The 3,779-nt window shown below is 74.6% G+C and carries 4 protein-coding genes; 1 reads left to right on the top strand and 3 read right to left on the bottom strand.

Annotated elements, in window-relative coordinates; translation table 11 throughout:
• From ADK60_RS20285 to ADK60_RS20275, 3 genes are all read right to left on the bottom strand, one after another.
• On the bottom strand, positions 1 to 1,249 hold a 1,249-nt coding region (locus tag ADK60_RS20285; RefSeq protein WP_063783209.1), incomplete at its 3' end, for a hypothetical protein.
• A gap of 99 nt (positions 1,250 to 1,348) precedes the next feature.
• On the bottom strand, positions 1,349 to 2,167 hold the full coding sequence (locus tag ADK60_RS20280) for a lysophospholipid acyltransferase family protein (RefSeq protein ID WP_053647867.1): 819 nt from the start codon (positions 2,165 to 2,167) through the stop codon (positions 1,349 to 1,351).
• Positions 2,164 to 3,084 (bottom strand): GNAT family N-acetyltransferase, encoded by a 921-nt coding sequence (locus tag ADK60_RS20275; protein WP_079008549.1) that lies wholly within the window; start codon positions 3,082 to 3,084, stop codon positions 2,164 to 2,166. The genes ADK60_RS20280 and ADK60_RS20275 overlap by 4 nt, the downstream gene beginning before the upstream one ends.
• A 278-nt stretch (positions 3,085 to 3,362) precedes the next feature.
• Here ADK60_RS20275 and ADK60_RS20270 point away from each other — a divergent pair, with 278 nt between their 5' ends.
• Positions 3,363 to 3,773: a hypothetical protein gene (locus ADK60_RS20270; RefSeq protein WP_159394340.1), complete on the top strand. Its 411-nt coding sequence runs from the start codon at positions 3,363 to 3,365 to the stop codon at positions 3,771 to 3,773.
• Positions 3,774 to 3,779: the final 6 nt, after the last annotated feature.

Genomic DNA, 3,779 nt, shown 5'->3' with positions numbered 1-3,779 from the left:
GGGTGGGGGCAGGGGCGGGGGCGTCGGGACCGGGCGCGTCGGGGGCGTCCGGGCAGTCGCCGGCCTTGCGCACCATCCGGTTCAGGACCTCCTGGCTCGGCATGACGGTCCTGGTGTCGTCCGTCCTGCTGTCCGGGGCCGGGATGCCGCGGCTGCCGAGGTACTTCTTGAACTTGCCGGAGTCCGTGTCGTCGCCGATGGTGCGGAAGCCCAGGGCCACGGCGCGCTCCCGCAGCCGGCGGTCGTGGATGAGCAGTTCGCCGAGCCGGTCGGCCTCGGGGGTGAGCGAGATGAACTGCGGCTGGGTGATGAACTGGAAGGTCGGGTACAGCAGGACGCGCGAGGAGTCGAGCTCGTCCCTGGTGTCGTGGTAGTGGGCCTGGTAGGCGAGGTACTGGTGCTCGTAGACCACCACCACGGGGGCGATGCCGCGGCCCTCGGGGCTGGAGTACGGGGCGAACACGTCCGCGCCGGGCATGCCCTGGGCCGAGAGCAGGGGCTTGATCCGGGCGGCGAGGTCGTCGGCGTCCGGGTCCTTGGGCACCTGGCCCCCGTTCCTGGTGAAGGCGACCTGGGCGAGGAAGGTCTCGGCCGAGTTCGACTGGCAGATGTGGGAGGTCTGGGCGACCACGACGTTCCCGTTGGTCGTGCCGTGGTGCTGGATGCCGAGCTCGTTCCACGTCCTGTGGTTCTCCCCCAGGTCGAGGAAGGCGGCGAGGTCGAGGCTGTAGTACAGCGGTTCGTCGCCGCGGTCGGGACGGTACTGCGGGGTGGCGATCCCGTTGTTCTCCAGCGTCCGGGCGTAGTCCCGGTAGGTCGCGAGCACGAGCGGGCTGACGAAGGGGTTGTACGCCTTGGAGTAGCCGTGCTCCCGCTTCCGGCGGGCGATGATGTCGTTGGCGGCGGGCCGGCCGGAGGGGAAGAGGAAGGAGAGCCGGGAGTGGTCGCCGTGGACCAGCTCCTGCGATCCGGCGACGGTGATGTGGACCCGGAGGCCGTGGCGCAGCAGCAGCCGCCGGACCTCCGGGTCGTCGAAGAAGTCCCCCTTGGAGCCCGTGCGGCCCTCCAGGACGAGGATCCGCTCGAAGGGCAGCAGCAGATTCCCGGAGAGCGCCAGGGAGGTGGTGCAGCCGAGGAGGAGCGCCAGCAGGGCGGCGACGGTCGCGACGAACCTCGGGCGCCTGCGCACGATCGAGCGCTGCCGCTTGATCGCCAGTCTCGGTTCTTCGACTATCAGTCCCTCATGCATGGCTGACACTGTGTCAGGCACTGCTGCCGGGCGTGCGGCCGAAGAACGGAGTTCACCTGATGGTTGCCCTACGGTTCTGTCGGCCGCCGGTGCCGGGGCTCAGCCGATGACCTCCACCGAGGTCTGGGCGGCGTGGGCGAGTTCCTTCCGCGCCGCCCAGCGGCGGGCCGGGTCGGCCGCCGGGGCCGGGACGGGAGGGCGGAAGGTCAGTTCGGCCACCAGGCCGCGGACGGCGACCACCCGGGCCAGCGAGGTGACCAGGTCGTCCTCGCCGACGAAGGCGGGGGCGCTGGTGGCGCGCCCGTCGGCCAGCCGGTAGCGGATCGAGACGGGCTGGACGGAGGAGCCGGACCGGACGGCGGCCTCGAAGAACGCCGGGCGGAACCGTCCGCTCTCCCGTCCGCACCAGGTGGACCCCTCCGGGAACACGATCACCGGGTGGCCGGCCCGCAGCCGGTCGGCCACCTCGGCGACGGTCGCCGGCAGGGCGCGCAGCCGGTCGCGGTCCAGGAACACCGTCCCGCCCCAGGCGACCAGCCGCCCCAGCACCGGCCAGTCCCGCACCTCGGTCTTGGCGACCGACCGGCCGGGCCTGACGGCGGCGATCAGCGGGATGTCCAGCCAGGAGACGTGGTTGGCCACCAGCAGGACCCCGCCCCGGCCGGCCGGGGCCGGGTCGGGCACGATCCGCACCGCGACGCCCAGTGCGCCGAGCAGCCCGCGCGCCCAGAACCGGGCCAGCGCGCCGCGCGGGCGGTGCGGCAGCAGCCGCGCCGGCGGGATCAGCGCCAGCCCCGCGACGAGCAGCACCAGGAAGCCCGCCAGTCGCAGCACCCGGCGGGGGAGGGCGACGGTCGGCGCCGGGTCGGTCAGGCAGGCCTCCGGGGTGCAGGAGGCCGTCGGCAGCCAGACGCTCATGAGGCCGGTCCCTCGTCCGCCGGTCCCGCCGCCTCCGTGCCCGCCGCCTCTGTGCCCGTGCCCGTGCCCGGTGCCGGGGAGGCCGCCGCGCCCACGCCGCCGACGCCGGACAGGAAGTGCCGCAGGTAGCGCGGGTCGGTGCGCTCCAGCGACAGCAGGACGTACAGGTCGGCGCAGTCGAAGTCCGGGTCGTGCGCCGGCGCGCCGCAGACCCAGGCGCCCAGCCGGAGGTAGCCGCGGAGCAGGGCCGGCAGCGGTGCCCGGTCGGCCCGGGTCACGCCGGTGGCGTCCCAGGGGCGGTGCGGGGCGACCCGGTACTGCTCGGGGGCGAGGTGCTTGGCGGCGACGGTGTCCCAGACCCGGGCGGCGGTGGCACCGCCGCCCTCCAGCGGGATCGAGCAGCAGCCGCCCACCCAGGTGTTGCCGGTGTCGGCGAGGTAGCGGGCGATGCCGCCCCACATGAGGTTGATGACGGCGCCGTTGCCCCGGTGCTCGGCGGCGATGCAGGAGCGGCCGAGCTCGACCAGCCCGTCGCGCAGCGGCGCGAGGTTGCCGAGGTCGAACTCGCCGTCCGAGTAGAGCCGGCCGGCCCGCCGGGCGGCCTCGGGGCGCAGCAGCCGGTAGGTGCCGACGACGGCGCCGTCCTCGCCCTCGCGGACGAGCAGGTGGTCGCAGAAGTCGTCGAACGGGTCGACGTCCAGCCCCGGGACGGTGCTCCGCAGGGTGGCGCCGAGCTCGTCGGCGAAGACCTGGTGGCGCAGCCGCTGGGCGGCGCGGACGTCGGCCTCGTCGCGGGCCAGCGAGACGGTGTAGACGGCGGAGGCGGAGCCGGACGCGGCGGCCGGGCGCGCGGCGGGCACCGGGGTGGCCCGGGTGGGGGTGACTGCGGTCGGAGTGTACGTGGGGACGGTGGTCATGGCAGACCCTCCAGGGCAGCACGGACGACGGCGGCCACGGCGTTCCGTGGCAGCGGCCCGGGTCGGACCCGTACAGTCGGATCCGCGAACCGGCACCCGTATGTCTCTCCAAGTCGGCTGGCATCCACGTTGCCGTTCGGCGGAGCGCAGATGTGCACCTGCTGAATGCGACCACCCGACGTGTGCGGGACACCTGTTGGGCACCGCAGCGCCGCCTTATCCTCCGCTGCATGGGGTGGAATCCGGGGGCGGGACTCTGGCGGACCTTTGCCAGTGACATGACAGACGTATTGGTGTGCCAGACGGCGGCGACCGGCGGACTCGCCGTCGTGTACGTGCTGGCGCGGGCGGTGGGGCTGGCGCCCTCGCCGTGGTGGTGCCTGGTGGTGGCGATGGCCGTCGCCCTGCACCTGGTCGGCGAGCGCTGCTGGGAGGACGACCGGCGGCCGAGGGCGGCACTGGTGGCGCTGGCCGTGGCACTGCTGGTCGCGATGGCGCCGTACCTGGTGCTGGGCGCGGCCTCGGGATGGGCCGAGGCGCAGGCGGCGGACACCTACGCCTCGGGCGCGATGGCGGGCGGGCTGCTGCTCGCCGGGTACGTGGCGCGCGCCGTGCACGCGCTGCGCAGCGGCGCGTACCCGCCGCGCCCCGCCGCCGCCCCCGCGCCCGGCGCGGGCGGGGGTGGTTAGGAGGGC

The organism is Streptomyces sp. XY431 (assembly GCF_001279805.1).
In the GTDB taxonomy this organism is placed as follows: domain Bacteria; phylum Actinomycetota; class Actinomycetes; order Streptomycetales; family Streptomycetaceae; genus Kitasatospora; species Kitasatospora purpeofusca.
Note: the sequence above shows the minus strand (reverse complement) of the source record. Positions and strands in the feature narration are given on the sequence as shown.

Bases quoted from the DNA above. Each gene is read 5' to 3' on its own strand.
- ADK60_RS20280 (WP_053647867.1), bottom strand. From the start codon at position 2,167: ATGAGCGTCTGGCTGCCGACGGCCTCCTGCACCCCGGAGGCCTGCCTG.
- ADK60_RS20275 (WP_079008549.1), bottom strand. From the start codon at position 3,084: ATGACCACCGTCCCCACGTACACTCCGACCGCAGTCACCCCCACCCGG.
- ADK60_RS20270 (WP_159394340.1), top strand. From the start codon at position 3,363: ATGACAGACGTATTGGTGTGCCAGACGGCGGCGACCGGCGGACTCGCC.